Annotated in this window: 1 pseudogene; it reads right to left on the bottom strand. The window is 68.4% G+C overall.

Annotation, left to right across the window (positions count from 1 at the left end):
* Positions 1-215, bottom strand: a pseudogene (locus IH13_RS0136355) (polyketide synthase); the annotation flags it as partial.

Here is a 215-nt window from a genome sequence, read left to right as displayed (position 1 = left end):
GCCGACCAGTCCACCTGGGACGACGGCTTGTCGACGTGCAGTGTCTGCGGCAGCACACCGTGCCGCATGGCCTGCACCATCTTGATGATCCCGGCCACACCCGCGGCAGCCTGGGTGTGCCCGATGTTCGACTTGATCGAGCCGAGCCACAACGGACGCTCCTCCGCCCGCTCCTGCCCGTACGTCGCCAGCAACGCCTGCGCCTCGATCGGGTC

The organism is Streptomyces sp. NRRL WC-3549 (assembly GCF_000721935.1).
In the GTDB taxonomy this organism is placed as follows: domain Bacteria; phylum Actinomycetota; class Actinomycetes; order Streptomycetales; family Streptomycetaceae; genus Streptomyces.
This window is presented reverse-complemented; position numbering and strand designations above follow the sequence as displayed.